An 18,980-nucleotide genomic window follows, 5' to 3' on the forward strand; every position below is an offset into this window, starting at 1 on the left:
TATTCACCTTCTTACCTTTCCGAACCGTACGAATTATTTGTTTCTATTGCAATACCCTCTGCAGCTGTCGAGCCGTAATCGCCAAGTACATTTAAAATTTGCTTATAAAAAATCTCTCGACTGCTAGAGCGATATAGCTCTTTCACCAACTGACCATCCTGTATAAACAAGATTCGCTTGCAATAGCTGGCACTGAAAGCGTCATGGGTCACCATGAGAATAGAGATCCGGTCTTCTTCATTCAACCGCTTCATCATTTCAAGCAGACTTACCGCATTCTTCAAATCAAGTGAGCCTGTCGGTTCGTCTCCTAGCAGTAAAGCTGGCTTGTGAACTATCGCTCGAGCCGCCGCTGTTCGCTGGCGTTGACCACCAGAGATCATCGATGGATATTGCTCCGCTATAACGGTTATATTAAGCTTCTCCATGACTTGGCTGACTTTGCTTCTGATAAAATCAGCAGGGACGTCTTGAAGAGACAGGGGCAGAGCAATGTTCTCATATACCGTTAAATTATCCAGCAGATTGAAGTCTTGAAAAATAAAGCCCAGCCGCTGTGCCCGGAAATCCGACAGCTCGCGTGATTTCATCCGCGTAATATCAGTTCCCGCGATTGAGATTGTCCCATTCGTTGGGTTATCTAGTGTTGAGATTACATTGAGCAGCGTCGTTTTGCCCGAGCCTGAGGCCCCCATGATGCCAATGAATTCTCCCTCTTGCATCGTAAACGTGATGTTATTCAAGGCATACACCTGATTCGCGTTTTTGCCCCCATATATTTTAGAAATTTGTTTAATATCAATAACTGGTGTTGTTGTCATCCTAATATCTACCTCTCTTTCTATATGGACGCTTTCATAGCGCCGTCTATATTATTTAGTATAAAGAAGAAGCTGGGAGTAAATATAAGAGAACAATAAAGATTTCTTAAAGATTTCCTTAATATTGGTGGGCGACGACCAGCAATCGACAAAAAGGAAGGTTGCGGAGCCGTTTATCCTTGCTGGACGACAAAAAAACGGCATCTCTGCCGTTTTAATTAATAATTTACAAATCTAATGAAGTACCCGTCTGGCTTTAGTGTAATGAGAGTTCCAATAGCCGGAATTTAGATCATTAATGGCTACTCCCGCACTTTTGGTTGCATGTAGAATTTTTCCATTACCCATATAAATGGCAACATGATGAATCGGGGCATAGAAGAAAATAAGATCACCAGGTTTGAGCTGATTGCGAGATACATAAGTTCCTACTTGAGATTGTTGAGTAGATGATCGTGGTAGGATTATTCCGTTTTGATTAAAAACATATTGCGTAAATGAGGAACAATCAAATGTACTCGTTTTCGCAGCTTGAGCAGCATACAGATATGGAGTACCTAATAATTGTTTGCCCGTTGAAATAATTTTGTCTGCACTTGACGACACAGAATAAAAGGATGAAGCATGCGCTGGCTTCGATGTAAGAAATAGGCAGCCTGAAAATAATAAAGATAAACTTAAGGATATACCAGCTAATGACTTAGCAAACCGGATTATATGCGCTTTTTTCATGATAACCTCCCTCAAATTTGTTTGATAGGTGATCACCTGTATATACCTTAACACATAATAAAAAACCATAAATTACTAGGTAGATTAGAAACCCAGTCTTGATCAAGCAAAATAGCGATTATGAGAAGTCCATGAGAAAAATTTAATGGTATTTTAAGGGGAACTTATTGACAATGCAGAAAATGGGTTTATTGAACCTGATCGGGTAGGTAATCTAGAGTCCATCTGACTAATCCAATGCATATTATATGGAGTAGGTTTATCCGGAAAATAGGACGGAGCGTACTCTAATATGGTATGGAAAGGAGATGGGAGATGCATATTCTTATGATAGCACCTGAACAAGTTCCTATTCCAGGAAGTGGTTCTGTTGAGATATGTATGTTAGCGATTGCTAAAGAGCTTGTTAAACAGCATAAAGTGACTATTATTAGTAGGCAGTATAAGGGTTGTAAGAATATCGTTAGTTTAGATAATCTAACTATTATTCGCGTACCCGCTATTAGCTCAAATAAATATATCACTGCTGTTTTACATTATATTAAGGGGAAACATTATGATTTTATTCAAGTAGACAATCGCCCGATTTATATGGCTAAAGTGAAAAAAGCGAAGCCTAAGACCCCCGTTGCTTTATTTCTCCATTCCATGACATTTGTTCCGCGCACACTTGAAATTGCCTCTTGTCTCCATAAAGCTGATCTGATCATAGCAAACAGCAGCTCCTTAAAAAATAATTTAGCTCGAATATTCCCTAATCAGAATCACAAAATTCATATTGTACATCTGGGTGTGGATGTATCCAGATTTAAGCCCTTAACTAATACTCAAAAAAATGCGTATAGAAGCAAACAGCAACTCGGAAGTTCCTTTCTTTTGTTATTTTCAGGAAGAGTAGTACCACGAAAGGGAGTTGCTGAGCTTATTGAAGCAACACGGTTAGTACGAACTCAAATTCCTGATACTAAATTAATAATTGTTGGAGCTGGTAATACCACATACATCAGGAAGCTAAATTCAATAGCAAAAAAACGGAATATCCCCGTTTATTTTACAGGACTAGTCTCTCATAAAAGCATTCATAATATTTATCGTTTAGTTGACTGTTTTATTTGTCCTTCCCAAAAACACGAAGCTTTTGGATTAGTTAATATTGAAGCCATGGCTTCTGGGATTCCTGTAGTAGCCTCCGATATTGGTGGAATTAAAGAAATAATTAAGCATGGGCAGAATGGCTATCTGGTTAAAGATTATAAGAATCCTCAGAGTTTCGCACACTATATTATCAAAATTGGGCAGAATAAATTACTTGCAGATAACATGGCACAACAAGGGAGATTGATGGCAGTTAATCAATTTAGTTGGAGTCATACAGCAGCAAGATTGATGGCCATTTATAAGAAAAGCTCAAGGGAGTAAATAAGTGTAAGATAACATAGAATTAATGCCCCCCAATTCTGGAGGGCATTTCTTATGCAATAGGCACAATGGCTCTGCCTTTTCTATCATTTAAGGTGATAATAACATTTATTCGATCTGTTTTAAACGGAACATTACACTTTGGAAATCACCCTTTAATACGGGCACCGAAATGCCAATGTCCATCAAATGATCTCCGCCATATACTTCGTCGTCTCCTTCAATGACATAATCTACGGAGGAATCCAATCCCTTCAAACGTAATTTCTTCAATCGGCCCTGCACATCCGCCTCGATCTGGAAGAAAAAAGCTACAGCTTCCTTAAGATTGCTGGAAACGAACATCCAGGCGGCATCGCTGCCCTCGAACGGGTTAAGTAAGCGATAATGAGTGCCAAATTGCACCAAAGGCCGGATTTCTTTGTATAAAACAATTTGCTTATGAAGGAGTGTTTTTTCCTCTTCAGAAAGCTTCGTCAGATCGAGCTCATATCCAAAGGATCCAGACATCGCTGTATACCCTCTCGTTTGTAAAGAGGTTGTACGGCCAATTTGATGGTTCGGAACGGTGGATACGTGAGCGCACATCGTAACTGGCGGATAAACGAGACTGGTTCCATATTGGATATACAGCCGACTTCCAGCATCGGAATTATCACTTGTCCAAGTCTGGGGCATATAGAACAGCATGCCCGGATCGAAGCGCCCACCGCCACCAGCGCAGCTTTCGAACAGAATATGTGGGAAACTGGCAGTTATCCTCTCCAGTACTTGATATAAGCCAAGCATATAACGGTGGGCCGTTTCCCGTTGCCGCTCTGGTGGCAGCAGTGCCGAGCCGATCTCACTCATATTGCGGTTCAAATCCCATTTAACATAGGAGATAGGAGCACTTAATAGTACCCTGCTAACAGAATCTACGATATAATCGCAGACATCCTCACGTGATAAATCGAGAACGAGCTGGCTGCGGCTAAGGGTTCGATTCCTCTCTGGAACATGCAAGCACCAATCGGGATGAGAACGATATAAATCGCTATCCGGAGATACCATCTCCGGTTCGAACCAAAGCCCGAACTTCATTCCCAGATTGCCGATACGCTCTCCCAGATCATTAAGCCCTTTAGGCAGCTTTTTGGTATCGACAACCCAATCCCCAAGAGAAGAATGATCATCATCACGTTTACCAAACCAACCATCATCCAGAACAAATAGCTCCATCCCCAGCTGAGAGCCAACCTTGGCTATATTTTCGAGTTTGTCTGCATCAAATTGAAAGTAGGTCGCTTCCCAGTTATTGATGAGAATAGGCCTTTCCGCATGGCGATAAGCACCACGGCATAACCGGTCCCGGTACAGGCTGTGATAGATTCGCGACATGCCGCCAAGCCCCTCATCCGAAAAAACAAGTACGGTTTCCGGTGTTTGAAAGGCTTCTTCCGGCAAAAGGAGCCAATTGAAATCAAACGGGTTTATACCAAAGGAAACCCGCGTTGTGAAATATTGGTCCACCTCTGCATGAGCGAGAAAGCTGCCGCTATACACAAGGCTAAAGCCGTAAACTTCGCCATTATCTTCGTTTGCATCCTTCGAGAGTAGGGCTATAAATGGATTTTGCTGGTGTCCACTTACTCCGCGTCGGCTTTCCACTGTATGTCCACCGGGGGTTAGAGGTCGTTTGAAAATCGAACGTTCACGTAAATGAGCCCCCGACAATTGTAGTAGATGGAAGTCTGAATGGGGCATATCGACACTCATGCTGAGCGCTCGCAGCAGCTTTATTGCAGCTTGCCCCTTATTAATGAAACGGGTTGAACGCATGATTGCATTATATGGGGGGAGTACAGTATACGAAAGTAGAACTGTCAGGCCGATCAATGAATCAAAAAGCTTAATTTCGAGTGTTATTGCTTCATCATTTGCTTCCGAGTATGTAGATGGCAGACCTTCAAGCGAAGGCTTTCCTTGTATAATTTGGTGGGAGTGATATCTCAGATCCGTAACTGTAGTGCCGTTGGGAAGCTGGACCTCAAAAGCAGGCGAGCGAAAGTCTCCGGCTCCGAAGGCCGGATATTCCTGAGGAAGGGTGTCCGGTGAGAATGTGCTGTCGTTCGGATCTGGTCTCGGCGAGACGGTGCTCCGTGAGCGGAATTGCAGCACGCGGTGTAATGCAGTGGGACGAACACATTTTCCCCAATACAGATGGGCTAGATAACCCCACTTTGTTATCTGAAAGGCGTAACTGGTTTTATTGGTTTGCAGATGAAAGATTTGGTGGTTTTCGTCATAATGGATAGTCATGATTTTGCCCCTTTGTATAATCAATTCTTTTTAGTCATAAAGATATTAATATATTTACAATCCAAATAAAAGTATTATATAATTACACTGTAGTTTATTAAGGTATATCGTAACACAATGAGGTACAAAATTGAAGGGTTATAGGATTAAAAAAGGTAGAGCTGATATTGAAGGAGGAATTAATTTGATTTTTGATACAATAAGCCAATGGGAGTCAAAAAAGGGGCAGTATGGGGATGCTGTGCGTCAAGCGCTTGCATACATCGCCAAATTGAATACGGTAGATATGCCGTCCATGCTGGAGATTGACGGAAAGCGGATGTTCGTAATGAAGCAGTCTCCTACTACAGGGACGTTTGAGGAGAAGCTTGCCGAAATTCATGCTCTATACGCCGACATTCACCTCGTTGTTGAAGGGGAGGAGTGGCAGGGCTTCGCCATGGACTCAGTCAATAACAGTGCGGTGGAGGATCAGCTAGAGGAGAGCGACTACAAACTATTTGAACATGTGGAGAATGAAAGACGTATTTTGCTTCGAGCGGGTGATTTTAGTATTTATTGGCCGGGTGAGGTTCACCGCCCCAACTGTCATCTAGCTGGTGGTAGCGCTGATCTAATAAAGTTAGTTATCAAAATTCATCGCGATTTGTTTTAACAAGAACATAAGCTCAATAAAAACGGCAGTCTAGGACATTATTTACTCGTCCATGGCTGCCGTTGTTTCTATGATATTTGAGCATCATTTACTTAGATAGCCTAATTTTCGTGAAATGTTAAGCCCGGCTTCTTTCAGATCAGAAGCAATAGCAGGTATATGCTCGTTTGGAAGTCGGTGCAGAGCCCCAGATAAACTAATAGCGCCTTGGATATGGCCGAACATATCAAATATGGGAGCGGCAATACAACGGGCTCCCTGAACAATTTCTTCATTATCCAGAGCAAAGCCCTGTTCCTTAATCTGGTTAAGCTCAAGGAATAAAGCATGCTCATCTATAATTGTGTTAGGCGTCAGTTGGGGAAGCCCTTTGGCCGTGATCATTTCCTTCACCTTTCCCTCTGGAAGGAAGGAAGAGATTGTTTTACCTGTTGCCGTAGCGTGAAAAGGGGATTTGGAACCCACTTTATCTGACATTCGGAGGGCATAGGTTCCCTCAATGATTTCTACGTAAAGAATATCCTGCTCGAACAATACGCAGAGATTAACCGTATCCCCATATTTGCTGACCAGCTTGGTCATATCTGTTAAGGCGGCATTGCGCAAAGAGCTGCGCTCCAACAGGTTTTTAGTGATGACCAGCTGCTTGTAGCCCAGGCAATATTTGCCGTCTTCATCGCTGCGGCTAATAAACCCGCGTTTTTCCAGCGTCAATATAATGCGGTATAACGAAGATTTGGGTTGGTTGACAAGCTCTGCCAATTCAATCAAGCTAACGGAATCCCGTGCCGATAAAACCTCGATAACATCTAGAGCTTTCTCGATTGAGTGGATGGCGTAGCGGTCTTGCTTTTCCTTTATTTGTGTTTCTGGATCGGATTTGCCGAGTTCCATTAGCCATTCTCCTAGTTTTACAGTATGGATTAATAGTAGGGTATTAAACCTCATAAGTAAATTTATTGACGGAGGAAAACAATCAGGCTAGCTTAATGAGCTGACCTCCGTCAACTACCATACAATGTCCCGTCATATAACTGGAATCGTCGCTTGCCATAAACAATGCCGCTGCTGCGATATCCTCGGGTTGTCCAACACGCTTCATTGGAATTGTTTTTAAGTAGTTTGCAATGGCTGGCGGATTATCAATTAGCGGCTTGGTTAAGCGCGTTTCGATAAATCCGGGGCAAAGCGCATTCACACGGATGTCATATGGAGCCAGCTCTAATGCCATCGACATAGCCAGAAGATTGATTCCGCCTTTTGTTGCATTATAGTGGGCTTGGTCGGCTTCCGCTGCAAGACCGTTGACGCTTGACATTTGGATAATCGACCCGCCTTGCTTCTGCTTCACCATCTCCAGAGATACCCGCTGGGAAACGAGAAAGGTTCCCTTTAGATTGATGTTCATATGCCAATCCCAATCTTCCACGGTAATTTCAAGGAAGGCTGCTGGATGGTTTACACCTGCATTATTGACAAGGATATCGATCCGTCCCCATTGACTTATAACACGGTCTACCATTTGTTCGACTTGCTCTTTATACTGGACATCACCTTCAATTACTAGAACCTGGCCACCTTGCGCTGTTATAAAAGCCGCTGTTTCATTGAGTGCCTCGATACCTCGGCCGGAAATGGCAACCATGGCGCCTTCGGACGCAAAACGGACAGCAATTGCTCTGCCGATGCCTTGCGATCCTCCTGTGATCAGCGCTACTTTATTGTTTAATCTCATCAGCTTATCACCTTGACCTTTCCCCAAGAATTATAAATGGATTAGTGCACGATCTATTGCATGTAAGGTTGCTTCAATATCGGATTTTTGATGTGCGGTGGATATATACCACAGCCCATTCGGACGGAGCAAGACGCCTTCTTCCAACATTAATTCAGCAAAATGGGTATATTTCGCAGAGTCGCGTTTATTGAAGGTATCAAAATCATTAACCTCCAAGGCATCAGTAAACATCATGTGAAACACAGGGCCGATTTGATTGACTATACCGGGTATGCGATGCTTGCCCAGCAGCAAACGAATGCCTTCAGCCAGTTCAACAAACAGCTCCTCCATCTGGTTATAGACGGCACCGTTGTTTGCGGAGAGCTGAGTAATAGTTGCGATTGCCGCTGCAGTGGAAACGCAGTTCCCGTTCAATGTGCCAAGATGGCTTACTTTACCATCATCCACGAGCTTCATAATCTCAGCTTTCCCGGCCACAGCGCTGATGGCGATTCCGCCGCCCATCGCTTTCCCGATAATCACAAGGTCCGGCAGGATGCCGAATCTTCCATGAGCGCCGCCCAAGCTAAGTCGAAATCCGGTAATTACCTCATCCATTATCATCACGATATGGAGCTCCTCAGTCAGCTTACGCATCTGTTCAAGGTAGCCTGGCAACGGCTGTATACAGCCTGAATTGCACATTACGGGTTCGGTAATGACAGCTGCGATTTCATGGCAGTGTTTGCGAAGCGTTTCTTCCAATGCCTTCGGATCATTCCATGGCAAAATAATGATATCTTCCAGACTGTTTTCGCTTTGTCCGAAAGTGCCTGGTGGAATCTTGGCAGCTTCGCCAGTAGAAGCTTTTTGGCTCATGTCCGAGCTGGGGAATGAGGTGAATATCGAATCCGACCAACCATGATAATGGCCATGGAAGCGGACAATTTTTGTTTTACCGGTGAAAGCACGGGACAATCGCAGAGCCAGCATAACGGCTTCTGTTCCTGAGCCGCTCAAAGCTACTTTCTCAGCACAAGGCAGCACCTCTGCCAGCAAATTTGCAAGCTTGATTTCGCCGTCATGCTGCAGACCGAAGGTATATCCATTGCGCATGGCTTGAATCACATTTTCGGTAAGACCGTCATGCGCGTGTCCGAGGATCAACGGACCGTAGGCAAGCAAATAATCAATGTATTCATTTCCATCCACATCTCGGATGTGAGCTCCTTTTGCTGATTCTGCATACAAGGGAGTCGGTTTCATTGATGCCCGTAAGGAGCTGGCAACGCCTCCTGCAAGATGTTCTTTGGCTGCTTGCAGCCTGGATATAGACATTTCATAGGTGTTCACTGTGAATCCTCCTTATTGGAAATGGAATCAAGCGGATAAATGGGACGCGCTAAAAGCTTGTAATCCAAATGGAGAAGGTTCTCCCCACAGCAGCCTGGCGTATCCACTGGGATAATCTTAGTGCAGATTGCGCCAAAGGCTGTTTTCCAGGCGACAGCAGATTTGACAACGATGGCGTGAAAGTCGATTGCGCGCAAGCCGACGAAGGTTACATGACCTGGATCCCAAGGTGCTGTACGTTTCTCAGTTACAATAATAGTCAGATTTCCTGCTTCGATGACAGCGGTCTTACCCATATCTGCCAATTGTCCAGTCATATAAGATCCAATGTGGGTATATTTCCCGTCGAATAAAAGGCGAATTACGCCGTCTATTGGAACTGGCGCGCCATGCAAATTATCACTTTTACCGCCTATTTCTGCATGAAATTCAGCGCCTGTACCCAGCTGATGGGCAAGATAAGCAGCATCTGGATCTCTTATCACGATGAGACATTTTTTGGGTATGCCGATCAGATGCTTCAAAACGTGTGTTGCATCTGCAGGAGAGCCGCCGCCTACGTTATCGGAGCCTTCGACAAGAATGACAGGTCCATACTGTTCGGCAAAAGCCATTGAAACAGCCTCAGCTGCCGTATATCCTTGGCATTTCAGCCTCTCCCGAAGTCCCCATGCCATAAGGCTCAGCTCTTCGGCATATTGTTCGGCAAGGAGTTGATTATTATCGGTCGTTACAACGAATGCAACGCCTGCATCCGGCACATCGCTATAAGGGAAGCCACCGGCTACAGTTACATTAAGTACCTGCGGATCACGTTCAATGGCGAAGGCACGGTCCATCAATTCCTGCATCGGACCCGCCTCGTCAGTCAGCATCACCTGCGGTACAATCAGTAACCGCGGCTGAGCGAGTGAACAGACAGGTTTAATTTCTTTACGTAGGGTACGCGTAAGCAAGTGGACAGCTTCCATACCTCGTTCATAAGCATCAACGTGCGGGTAAGTGTCATAGCCTACAAGGATGTCGACGTTTTCTACCATCAGACGGCTGATATTGGCATGCAGATCAAGTGTAATCGCAACAGGCTTCACATAACCGATCTTCTCACGAATACGACGAATAATTTCACCCTCTACATCTGGAAAACCTTCAGCTACCATGGCGCCATGAAGAATGGCTATGACCCCGTCAGCAGTTGTATCGATAGATGAGTCCAATAAAGCGAAGAGAGCATCTGCGGCATCACGGCTTACCATCCCGCTTGGGGTGGCTGCAGTGTAAATGCCGCAAGACAATTCAACCTGATCGAAACGCGCAGCTTCAATAATGCCGCCCATTGAAGTCCGTGTATTCTCATATCGTTTATGAAAAAGCTCGTTTCCTTGCACCGATTCCCGGGCAAAATCATTCATTTCTGTTATACCTGGGGCAAAAGTATTCGTTTCATGAAAAATACCCACAATAGCCAGTTTCATATTAGTTCCCATCCATTCCGAGGACACCGCACCAATCGACAATGATCTGCGCATACCATAGAATCAACTGCTCATAAGAGCTTAAATTAAGAAATTCGTCAGCGGAATGGGCGTTACCGCCGCTTGGTCCCAGGATCAAAGCAGGCGTAGTGCTGTATAAATTAAACATAAAGCCATCGCATGCAAAAGGGGATCCTTCCGGAGGCTCTGGCACTAAACCTGCTACCTTACTGCCAGATTCAGTAACTGATCTTATAAAATCGGTTCCCATTGCATCAAGCTTCATTTCACTTGCAGATAAATAACGGATTAAGGGCTGGATCACTGGCTTGCAGCTTTTCAATAGGGGATATTCAGCCAATCTGTCATGATAGAAATCCCACAGCTCGTTAATAATGCTTTCACCTGTCATTCCAGGGTAGCCCTCGATCCAAAAATTCAATTCACCAGTCGCAGGCAATTTCTCCTGCAATTCGCGATTAATATCTCCAGAAAAAATAGTTAGCAGCGCCACCTCCGCTTTCCGGCCATGCTTCCACCATGAAGGCACCTCAAGAGAATCCTTGCGGTAGCTATCGAAAGCTTTCAGCATATTGGCAAATTCGACGGTTGCTTCAAGCGCACTTACCAGTTTTTCGCCTGCGAATGAGATTCCACCTTTACCTGTAAAGGTGGCTTTCCAAATCCCGCCCCCAAGATGAGCAGGGTAGAGCTTCAAATTCGATGGCTCTGGAATAATCGCCATATCTGTATGGGGTCCACGTAAACGGCCAGCCAGAGTGCCATTTGCTCCACCATGCTCCTCGTCCACTACGCTTTCAATATAGACGCTGCCGGCAAGCGGGACATTTAGCTGCTTCAAGCATTTGACAGCCATCAAAGCAGCAGCCATCCCGCCTTTCATATCGTAAGCTCCGCGTCCATACAATTTGCCATCTGCAACCTCTCCGGAAAACGGCGGATATGTCCAGGGCTCCTTGCCTTCATAGACCGTATCGGCATGACCTGAGAATAGCAGGGAGCGTCCAGTTTGCCCGCCGAAGAAACGCCCGACAACATTCGGCCTGTTTACATATTGCCGAGAGTCCATATAAGCAGGATGCTCCCGCAATCCCTGAACTTCTGAAAGCTCATACACATCCACCTCAGCATCCTCTGAAATCATCCAATCAGCAAAAAAACGTTGATATTCCGCTTCGTTGCCGGTTGGAGGATGATTAACGCTTTCGATTTGCACAAGACTGCGGGCAAGCTCGACTGCTTCTGTTCTATGGTCTTCTACCCATTGTTTAATCGCAAGCGTTATTTGTTCATGTTTCATCGCACAAGTCTCCTTTATTAATGGTTTATGCTTCTCCTCTTTTGGTAGGAGCATAGGCAATAACATCTATTTCTACCAAATAAGCACCGAGATCAACAGGTGCAGTTGTTCTGGCTGGATAGGGGGAGCTGAACACTTCGGCATAGGTTTTGTTATAACCTGGGAAATCTGAGCTGCGGCTTACAAAAGCGTTTGCTTTAATAACATGATCAAGCGTCAAACCTGCTTTCTCAAGAATAATTTCAATATTGCGCAGACATTGCCGGGTTTGAGCTTCAATAGAATCTCCGACTACCAGATTAGTAGCGGGATCAACCCCCACCTGTCCGGAAACATAGACAAAATCTCCTGAACGGATCGCGTGTGAGAACGGAAGCGGGAATTGGGGTGCATTTTCAACATGAATGGTTTTTGACATGATAAGTTCTCCTCTCAATAGCTGTATTTAATTAATATAAATCAGGGTTAACGGATTTTTCCGCGGGCATCAACAGTTAATATGCGTTCCAGCCTATCTTGGCGAATGCCTTGAAGCTCATTGTGCAGATTGGAAACCGTACAGCAATGGTTAGGAAGAAAAAGCAAAGTATCTCCTATTTCGTAGGAAATGCCTTCGGGCAGATGGAGAATGCCATGCTCTTCACTTAAACGTTCTACATAAACTTCAGGATGGCCGCGCAGCGTTCCATAACCGATTCGGTGGGCATTACTATCGCTGCTGAAAGTTTTTGATCCGGCGTCGATAATGGCAGTTCCTGCTCGCGGCACACTGACGACAGTGGCAAGGATGTGCATGGCGCATTCCTCAGGGACAATAGCACCGATAGAAAGCTGTGATCCATCGCCATAGACATAAGCGCCTGGGCGAATTTCGGTCACACCTTTTATTTGGCTGATAAACTTGGAGGTCGGAGTCGAACCAACGCTGATTTCAGAGATCGGAATCCCAGCTTGCTCGAGCAGAAGCTTTGTCTCGACTAGTCCAGCTGCTTCCGTTTGGGCAGCAGAGAGCAGCTCGGCTTGTGTCTTTTTACCATACGCATAGCCGCCGTGTGTCATGAGGCCGATAACTTCCACGCCCTTCAGCATGGCAATTTCTTTGACAAGGGCTGCTGTTTCTTCGCCTGGCTCTTTGCCACAGCGATTTAAGCCTGTGTTGACATCGACATACAGCTTAATTTTCTGGCCATTTGAGCTTCCAAGCTCGGAAAGCCCTTGGGCTGCTTGCAGGCTATCGATGCTGACAATCACTTTGGCAAGCTTCATGAGTTTGGCCAATCGCGCCAGCTTAGCAGATCCTATAATTGGAAATGCTATGAGTAAGTCGTCGATACCTGCCTCCGCCAGTACCTCAGCTTCGCCTAGCTTGGCAACAGTTATCCCGCATGCGCCATGTCGCAGCTGTTCCTTAGCTATCCAAACATTCTTATGTGTTTTGAAATGCGGTCGCAGCTTCACGCCTGCATTCCGGGCTAACTCAGCGGTATGCTGCAAATTACTATCTAGGATATTAAGGTCGATCAATATAGCAGGTGTTTCCATAGCACTCCATTGATTATGATTTATACTCATTTCAATTCTCCCTTCTAAGATTATTAATAGAATAATCGTTACAAAGCCTCGTCATTTCTATTTTACCTGTTAAAACTAATGTTTTATAAAACGAATGATAGACGAAGCAGACCCATTTGTAAATACTTCGATTGAAAATTAATAAAGTAGACTGCTTAAGGGTTTATGACTATATTAGAAAGATTTATTTTTATTTACAGTCCCCATAATCTATTATATAATAACATCGTGGCAGATAAAGGTACATCGTAACACAATAAGAGACGACGTAGAAATGCAGGAGGGGATAGCAAATATAAGAGTGGTCACCTGTTGATCTTGCGAAATTGTGTAATGAAGCAAGCGAGGTTTATCTCCTGCCGGTTTTGGAATTTTGATTTTGAACTTTGGATTTGTAGCAAGCTGGCAATGGTTTGACAAAACTATGAATATGACAAGGGGGAAGTTGTATGAAATTGATTTTTGGGAAAAATAACCATCGGGTGCGTTTTATGCTTACTAGTATGCTTGCAGCAGTTTTAATGATTTCCCTTATTGGATGCAGCTCCAAATCGGCAACTGAGTCGTCAGCGGCACCAACTAATGCAAGCGGCTCATCCTCTCCAAGCGAAGATCCGAAGGTGGAGCTTACTCTTTGGACCACACAAACGGGTGTCCTCAATGGCGGAAAGCCTGGGGAATGGGTTCAACAGGATTTAGTTAAAGAATGGAACCAATTACATCCGAATGTCACAGTGAATGTTGAAATCATTCCATTCGATGGTATCAATGAGAGAATCACAACAGCAATCGCAGGGAAAACAACGCCGAACATACTATTCGACGGTCCGATACGGACTTTAGCATATGGTCAAATGGGAGCATTGTCAGAGTTAGACGATGTCATACCCCCAGCAGATTTGGAAAAAATCCATCAAAACCCAGGTGTCATGAAGATGGTTTCCGTGAACGGAAAGATTGTAGCGATGCCTTACAGCTCGTCTCCTGTAGTTCTAATCGTAGACAAATCATTATGGGCTGATGCCAAAGCGGAGCAATTGCTTCCTCAGGATGAGTTTAGAACGTGGACGCCTGAGCAATATAAAGCAGCGCTCAAAGCGGTTGCGGATAAGGATAAAGGCGTATATGGCGCAACTTTGTATGCGCTTAATGAACAAGGGGATCAGCTGTACACCAGTGTAATGAGTGCTTTCGGTGTCAAGCTGTTCAATGATGATTATTCTAAATATATTGCTGCAGAAAATCCGGAAGCGGAGAAAGCACTGGCATTATTCAAATCATTAGTAGATGAAGGTCTAGTCAGCGCACATCCGGAAAGCATTTCCGCGACGAATACGCTGGACTATTGGAAACAGCGGAAGACGGGTATGGTACTTGGTGGGCCGGCACATGCAGACATAATCAAGAATGGTTTAAAAGACGGCACAGTAGTCGGGCCGCATGAATATATGTACGTAAATTTCCCTTCTCCTAAAACAGGTGAATCCACACTTAACGTATCCATCGGGAATGGTGCAGTATTTAAAGGTACTAGTCCTGTTAAAGAGGAATGGGCCAAAAAGTTCCTATACTGGGCTCAGACAGAAAGTGTAAATTATTCGACAGCAATGAAAATATTCAATCCATTCAGCGACACAGTACCGGTTTGGGCAAAAGATGATCCAGAAATGCAGTTCTTGGCAAAATTAGTTACCAAAGCAAAGGATTGGAAAGTAATGGATCCAGGCTGGGGAGTAAAAGGTTATCCAGAGATGAGAGCGGCTATGTTCCCGGAAATGCAGAAAATGTTCATTGGCAAATCTACAGCGAAAGAAACCATTGATACTATCTCCAAAAAGTTTAACGAAGTGATAACCAAATACAATAAATAATTTCACGATGGCGGGCTATCTTGTTCAAAGCCCGCCTGTTTTACTAGATAGCAGAAGCTGAAAAGGAGGGATAGAATGAAGGTGCAGACTCCTAAATTAACGCATGCACGGAGAGAGTTGATTGGCTGGTTATTTGTTATGCCAATGCTTGTTTTTTTTGCTGTTTTTGTAGTTTATCCCATTATTGATTCAGTTCGTACGAGCTTCATGGGATTTGATTTTACCAAGTATTATTGGACTGGATTTGATAATTATAAGCAGATATTTAAAGATGAGCTGTTTTGGAAATCCATCAGAAACACACTTGCCTTTGTCTTTTATTTGGTGCCTTCGATCACAGTGCTTTCTCTTCTGCTTTCATTGCTAATTAATACTTATTCTAAAAAGATGCAAGCCTTCTTTAAAGCCGTATTTTTTATTCCTTCTGTTACTTCAATTGTCAGTATCACATTAGTTTGGGGATATATTCTGAACAACCAATTCGGTATAGGCAATTATCTGTTGAAACTGTTGGGAGCAGAGCCAGCTAATTGGCTTGGTATCCATTTGGCTTACCCGACGCTGTCCTTGATTATTTTCACCTTGGGGATCGGCAACGCTATTATCGTGTTTACAGCTGCTTTAAACGGCATTCCAATGGATTTATACGAATCTGCCAGCCTAGATGGAGCCAAGCGGTCAACTTTATTCTTTAAGATAACGCTCCCGCTGCTCAAGCCAAGCTTGCTGTATATCATTGTTACGTCAACCATTGCTTCCTTTCAGGTCTTTTCAATTATTTTGTTAATGACAGCAGGCGGGCCAGCATTTCATACGACCACGATTCTTGTGCTCATCTATCAGCAAGCCTTCGTTACGATGAATTTTGGTGTTGCCAATGCCATGGGAGTTATATTGTGCATCATTATTTGCTGCATCGCGTATATCCAATTCAAGCTTTTTAGATCCGATATAGAATACTGATGCAGAGGGGGACGACATATGAAGGAGAACCAGGCTCTGAATACAGTAAAGAATGTATTTCTTGGAGTATGTACACTGTTTTTTATTTGGCCTTTTTACTGGATGCTTAGCGGTTCGTTTAAAAAATTGAAGGTTGCCATGCAAATTCCGCCTGAATGGTTTCCACTTCAACCTACCTTTAGAAATTACTCATCGTTAATGGTTGATTATCCTACGCTTAAGTGGCTGTTTAACAGTATATTTATTTCTAGCGTTTGTACAATACTAGTTCTATTATTGAGCTCACTATCCGCCTATTCGATTGCAAAAATCCGTTTTTCGGGCTCTAAGCTGATCTTCGCCATGATGGTTGGGGCCATGACGATTCCGCATACGGTTTTGTTTATTCCTTTGTTCAAGCTGATGAATCAGCTGCATTTGGTTAATACGCTTTGGGGGGCATTATTGCCGATGGTCGGTTGGCCATTTGGGGTATTCCTATTGAAGCAATTTATCCAAACGCTGCCTAACGAGCTGCTCGAGTCCGGAAAGATCGACGGTTGCAATGAATGGCAATTGTTTAGCCGTATTATTATTCCATTGGCAAAACCAGGATTAGCCGTTCTGGCTATCTTTACATTCGTAAATTCGTGGAATGACTATGTCTGGCAGCTGATCATTCTGAGCAAAAAATCGGTGTATTCATTGCCCTTAGGTGTCAAGGTTGCTTCCCAGGTGTCAGAGTTTGGAATCGATTACGGAATCGCTTTGGCGGGAGCCATGGTTGCCACTGTTCCGATCCTTGCCATTTTCTTGTATTTCCAAAAATACTTTACTAAAGGCATTACACTGGGTGCTTTGAAGGGCTAGCTAAGCATAATCATTTATTCGTACATCATAGGAGGTTAACAATCAAATGGAACAAACAATAAAACGAATGCGTCCAAGTCGGGTTCTACAAAAAATGCGTGCCGGAGAAGTCGCTGTTTGCACCAAGTTAAATATAGGGAATGCTAGAGTTGCTGAAATAGCTGCATTGAGCGGTATTGATTGTATTTGGACGGATATGGAGCATGTTCCCAATGATTGGTCCGCGATCGAAAGCCAGATCAATGCGGCAAAAATGCATAATGTAGATACCGTTGTCAGGGTGGCGAAAGGGAGCTACAGCGACTTTATTCGCCCGCTGGAGATGGACGCTTCTGGAATAATGATTCCCCATGTGATGAATCTCGCTGAGGCTAAAAGCATTGTGCGCAGCACAAAATTCCATCCGATCGGACTGCGCCCGGTCGACGGCGGTAATGCAGACGGTGCTTATTGCGAGATCGAATTTATTGACTATTTGCAGCAGGCGAACGAACAGCGCTTCAATATTCTGCAGATTGAAGACCCAGAACCGCTTGATGAGCTGGAAGAAATTATTAAGCTGCCTGGGGTTGATATGATTTTCTTCGGACCTGGTGATTTCACGCAAGCGATCGGGTTTCCCGGACAATGGGACCACCCTAAGTTAATCGAGACTCGAAGGTTGATCGCCAAGCTTGCCCAAAAACACGCAAAATTTGCCGGTACTGTCGGAAGTGTAAGCAATTGGGACGAATTGGTTTCCCTTGGCTATAATTTTATTAGTGTTGGTGCGGATGTCGTCGGTTTGGGCAATTATTATAAACAATTGCTAGATGATATTAAAAAAAAGCATACGACCACAATTGATGGGATCTATAGTAACAATTAATAGAGAGGAGAGGCAGCCGATCCTATGTTAAATATATTAATTGACATGCCGATTGTTGAGGAGCGACTCGAGCAGCTGCATAATATTCCAGGCGTAAATGTGGAAATAATCCCATTCCGTGAAACATCCGAACCGCTCCCGGCAACAGCTTCAAAGAATTTTGATATTATCTTCTGTACTTTTCCGCCGATTAATCTGCATGATTGCCCATCAATCCGATTGATTCAGATCAGCTCTGTTGGCTACAATCAGCTTGTCCAAATCGGCCTTGCGGAGCAAGGTGTGAAAGCTTGCAATGGGCAGGGGATTTTCGATGTGCCCATTGCCGAATGGAATATGGGTATGATTTTTCAGCTTGCCCGTAATATGCGAGGAATGTACAGGAATCAGGAGCAAAAAGTTTGGGATCGATCTGCTTTATTCCAAACAGAAATTCGCGGCTCCAAGTTAGGTATTTGGGGTTATGGCGGTATCGGACGTGAGACAACCCGATTGGCTAAAGCAATGGGGATGCACGTTCAGGTGCTTGTCCGGGACGCAATTAAGCCGCGTGAGCAGATTTACTGTGTCCCAGGCGTTGGGGATCCCGAGGGGATATTGCCGGACCTGGTTTTCACAGAGGATCAGGAAACGGAGTTTTTGCAGGATTTGGATTTTCTAATCCTGGCTGTGCCGTTGACCAATCATACGGAAGGCATGATTGGCGAGAGGCAGCTGCGCGCATTGCCTCCTACCGCTTATATATTAAATCCATCACGGGGACCCATCATTCAGGAGGCCGCCCTCTTGCGCGCACTGCGTGAGCAATGGATTGCCGGTGCTGCCTTAGATACGCATTATTATTATCCAATGCCGCCTGAACATCCATTGTGGGAGTTTCCGAATGTTATTATGACGCCGCATATATCAGGCTCCTCGCAAAGCACGCACTTTCTGGAGAGAATTTGGTCCATATTTATCGAAAATGTCAAGCGGCTCGCCAATAACGAACCTTTACTGAATGAACTGTCATCTAGGCAATTACAAGGGGAATAAGCGAATAATTGTTACGAAGGAGCAG

The 18,980-nt window shown here is 44.3% G+C and carries 17 protein-coding genes; 7 read left to right on the top strand and 10 right to left on the bottom strand.

What is annotated here, in order from left to right:
• Nucleotides 1-11: 11 nt before the first annotated feature.
• A complete protein-coding gene (locus EHS13_RS12110; RefSeq protein ID WP_155700598.1) occupies nt 12-821 on the bottom strand; it encodes an ABC transporter ATP-binding protein in 810 nt (269 codons plus the stop codon).
• Nucleotides 822-1,055: 234 nt separating this feature from the next.
• Nucleotides 1,056-1,553 (bottom strand): C40 family peptidase, encoded by a 498-nt coding sequence (locus tag EHS13_RS12115; protein WP_405083559.1) that lies wholly within the window; start codon nt 1,551-1,553, stop codon nt 1,056-1,058.
• Nucleotides 1,554-1,868: 315 nt separating this feature from the next.
• Here EHS13_RS12115 and EHS13_RS12120 point away from each other — a divergent pair, with 315 nt between their 5' ends.
• Nucleotides 1,869-2,972, top strand: a complete 1,104-nt coding sequence (locus tag EHS13_RS12120; RefSeq protein WP_155700599.1) for a glycosyltransferase family 4 protein — start codon at nt 1,869-1,871, stop codon at nt 2,970-2,972.
• Nucleotides 2,973-3,080: 108 nt separating this feature from the next.
• Here EHS13_RS12120 and EHS13_RS12125 read toward each other — a convergent pair whose 3' ends face one another.
• Nucleotides 3,081-5,273 carry an alpha-galactosidase gene (locus EHS13_RS12125; protein WP_155700600.1) on the bottom strand — a complete coding sequence of 731 codons (2,193 nt, stop codon included), beginning with the start codon at nt 5,271-5,273 and terminating at the stop codon, nt 3,081-3,083.
• 130 nt (nt 5,274-5,403) lie between these two features.
• Here EHS13_RS12125 and EHS13_RS12130 point away from each other — a divergent pair, with 130 nt between their 5' ends.
• Complete coding sequence (locus EHS13_RS12130) at nt 5,404-5,928, top strand: NanQ anomerase/TabA/YiaL family protein (protein WP_155700601.1); 525 nt, start codon at nt 5,404-5,406, stop codon at nt 5,926-5,928.
• Nucleotides 5,929-6,012: 84 nt separating this feature from the next.
• On the opposite strand, the gene EHS13_RS12135 is transcribed toward EHS13_RS12130, so the two are convergent.
• The 7 genes from EHS13_RS12135 to EHS13_RS12165 all read right to left on the bottom strand — a co-directional run bounded on the left by EHS13_RS12135 (nt 6,013) and on the right by EHS13_RS12165 (nt 13,369).
• Nucleotides 6,013-6,822, bottom strand: coding sequence for an IclR family transcriptional regulator (locus EHS13_RS12135; protein ID WP_162463080.1), 810 nt, complete (start codon nt 6,820-6,822; stop codon nt 6,013-6,015).
• Between the two features lie 82 nt (nt 6,823-6,904).
• Nucleotides 6,905-7,690, bottom strand: a complete 786-nt coding sequence (locus EHS13_RS12140; protein WP_227013908.1) for an SDR family NAD(P)-dependent oxidoreductase — start codon at nt 7,688-7,690, stop codon at nt 6,905-6,907.
• Between the two features lie 3 nt (nt 7,691-7,693).
• Entirely contained in the window at nt 7,694-9,001 is a 1,308-nt protein-coding gene (locus EHS13_RS12145) for an aspartate aminotransferase family protein (protein ID WP_155700604.1), read from the bottom strand.
• Nucleotides 8,998-10,476, bottom strand: coding sequence for a M81 family metallopeptidase (locus EHS13_RS12150; RefSeq protein ID WP_155705321.1), 1,479 nt, complete (start codon nt 10,474-10,476; stop codon nt 8,998-9,000). The genes EHS13_RS12145 and EHS13_RS12150 overlap by 4 nt, the downstream gene beginning before the upstream one ends.
• A 1-nt stretch (nt 10,477) precedes the next feature.
• Nucleotides 10,478-11,797 (bottom strand): M20 family metallopeptidase, encoded by a 1,320-nt coding sequence (locus tag EHS13_RS12155; protein ID WP_162463081.1) that lies wholly within the window; start codon nt 11,795-11,797, stop codon nt 10,478-10,480.
• A 25-nt stretch (nt 11,798-11,822) separates the two neighbouring features.
• On the bottom strand, nt 11,823-12,215 hold the full coding sequence (locus tag EHS13_RS12160; protein ID WP_155700606.1) for a RidA family protein: 393 nt from the start codon (nt 12,213-12,215) through the stop codon (nt 11,823-11,825).
• A 47-nt stretch (nt 12,216-12,262) separates the two neighbouring features.
• Nucleotides 12,263-13,369: an alanine racemase gene (locus EHS13_RS12165; protein ID WP_155700607.1), complete on the bottom strand. Its 1,107-nt coding sequence runs from the start codon at nt 13,367-13,369 to the stop codon at nt 12,263-12,265.
• A gap of 449 nt (nt 13,370-13,818) precedes the next feature.
• Here EHS13_RS12165 and EHS13_RS12170 point away from each other — a divergent pair, with 449 nt between their 5' ends.
• The 5 genes from EHS13_RS12170 to EHS13_RS12190 all read left to right on the top strand — a co-directional run bounded on the left by EHS13_RS12170 (nt 13,819) and on the right by EHS13_RS12190 (nt 18,955).
• Nucleotides 13,819-15,240: an ABC transporter substrate-binding protein gene (locus EHS13_RS12170; RefSeq protein WP_155700608.1), complete on the top strand. Its 1,422-nt coding sequence runs from the start codon at nt 13,819-13,821 to the stop codon at nt 15,238-15,240.
• Nucleotides 15,241-15,315: 75 nt separating this feature from the next.
• Nucleotides 15,316-16,203 (top strand): carbohydrate ABC transporter permease, encoded by an 888-nt coding sequence (locus tag EHS13_RS12175; protein WP_155700609.1) that lies wholly within the window; start codon nt 15,316-15,318, stop codon nt 16,201-16,203.
• Nucleotides 16,204-16,221: 18 nt separating this feature from the next.
• Nucleotides 16,222-17,052: a carbohydrate ABC transporter permease gene (locus tag EHS13_RS12180; RefSeq protein ID WP_155700610.1), complete on the top strand. Its 831-nt coding sequence runs from the start codon at nt 16,222-16,224 to the stop codon at nt 17,050-17,052.
• 46 nt (nt 17,053-17,098) lie between these two features.
• Complete coding sequence (locus tag EHS13_RS12185; RefSeq protein WP_155700611.1) at nt 17,099-17,920, top strand: HpcH/HpaI aldolase family protein; 822 nt, start codon at nt 17,099-17,101, stop codon at nt 17,918-17,920.
• Nucleotides 17,921-17,944: 24 nt separating this feature from the next.
• Nucleotides 17,945-18,955, top strand: coding sequence for a D-2-hydroxyacid dehydrogenase (locus tag EHS13_RS12190; RefSeq protein WP_155700612.1), 1,011 nt, complete (start codon nt 17,945-17,947; stop codon nt 18,953-18,955).
• The last annotated feature ends 25 nt before the right edge of the window (nt 18,956-18,980 follow it).

It is taken from the genome of Paenibacillus psychroresistens, assembly GCF_009728935.1.
GTDB lineage: Bacteria > Bacillota > Bacilli > Paenibacillales > NBRC-103111 > Paenibacillus_AC > Paenibacillus_AC psychroresistens.